At 45.9% G+C, this 1,559-nt stretch carries 1 pseudogene; it reads right to left on the bottom strand.

Annotation, left to right across the window (positions count from 1 at the left end):
• Positions 1 to 133: 133 nt before the first annotated feature.
• Positions 134 to 1,506: pseudogene (locus DRJ53_RS20970) on the bottom strand (IS3 family transposase).
• Between the last annotated feature and the right edge of the window lie 53 nt (positions 1,507 to 1,559).

Genomic DNA, 1,559 nt, shown 5'->3' with positions numbered 1-1,559 from the left:
TGTATGTCGTCAAAAGAAAGTGGACTAGTTCTTAGAGAGGGTTTTGCTGGGTTAAGTTCGTGATTTTTGTTTGATTTTTAGTATGTCGTTGGTGAAAAAGATGCCTCCGGCGGAGTATTCAAAAGGGTTTGGATTAAGTTTTCAGTTTCTCCATTTGGTACAGTTCTTTTCTTTTTGCCAGGGACTGCTTTTTGATCCTTTTTCGACGTTTGAGGATCTGCTCTTTTCTTCCCCAGTAAACATCCGCTGGAGTTACATTGTCCAGCGACTCATGATAGCGCTGATTGTTGTAGTAGTGTACAAACTGCTCCAATGCAGCAATGAGTTCTTCCGGACAATAGTAATGATCCAGCTTAACTACATTTTTCATACTTCTATGATAGCGCTCAATCTTTCCCTGGGTTTGCGGGTGACATTGCCTGCCATGCACCGGTGTGATGCCTTTGTCCTTTAAAAACGTTTTCAAGTCTGCTGCCACATAACAAGAGCCATTATCTGAAAGTAGTCTGGGCCGCTGGTGCTTTGCCAGTCCTGCTTTACTCATAGCGTGATCAACAGTGCGTTTTACATCTTCGGCTGTCATGCCCCTGCAGAGCTCCCAGTGCACAATAAACCGGCTATAATCATCCAGGATGGTCGACAGATAATACCAGCCCCAGCCAAGTACCTTGAGATAAGTAAAGTCCGTTTGCCACATTTGATGTACAAAGTGTGTCTTGTCGCTGAACTCATCACCTGCCGAAAGCAGGATGTGCTGAGGTGTAGTGACCAGGCCTTTAGCTTTGAGGATGCGGTAAACACTTGATTCAGAAATGAATACCTCTTGCTCGTCGGTAAGCCTGCAGGCAAGCTCCCTTGGCGATAGCTCCGGGTGATCCAAGGCCACTTCCACCACCAACTGCTTTTGCTCCTCGGGAATTGAGTTCCACTGCCGACGTGTTTTCTTTTGTGCGGCAAGGCCTTCACTTCCTTTTTCCAGGTATGCCTTATACCAGTTATAAAATGTGCTCTTGGCAATGCCCAACTGCTGAAGCGTTTTGTTTACGCCCAGCTCGGATCGGTCAACCAGCTGGATGATCTCCTGCTTTTCTGCAGCACTGATGCGCATATACTTCCTCCAGTTTTCACTTAACCCAGATATTCCAAGCTTTTTTTTACGATGTCATAACGTAGCATCAGGTCGGCTACCATTTCTTTTAACTTCTGGTTCTCTTTGCGCAGTTCTGCAACTTCATCCGAGGTGGCTTCTCGGGTAGTATCGCCGGAGAGGCGCTTTTTACCTGCTTCCAGGAACTCTTTGTTCCACTTGTAAAATACTGATTCTGCAATGCCATGCTTTCTGCAGATCGCAGCAACAGAGTCTTCGCCCCTGAGGGCTTCCATAACAATGAGGATCTTTTGTTCAGAGGAGAAAATGCGCCGGGCTTTCCTTCGTACGTCCTTTACAAAGTTCTCAGGTGTTTGCTTTTGAGTGGTCGTGGAGGGCTTTTGAGGTCTTGTTTCCATGATCATTGTTTTTGAGGTGAGTGAATGGAAACCCTCTCTTAATTTACTACTAT

Source organism: Paracnuella aquatica (genome assembly GCF_003332885.2).
Classification (GTDB): domain Bacteria; phylum Bacteroidota; class Bacteroidia; order Chitinophagales; family Chitinophagaceae; genus Flavisolibacter; species Flavisolibacter aquaticus.
This window is presented reverse-complemented; position numbering and strand designations above follow the sequence as displayed.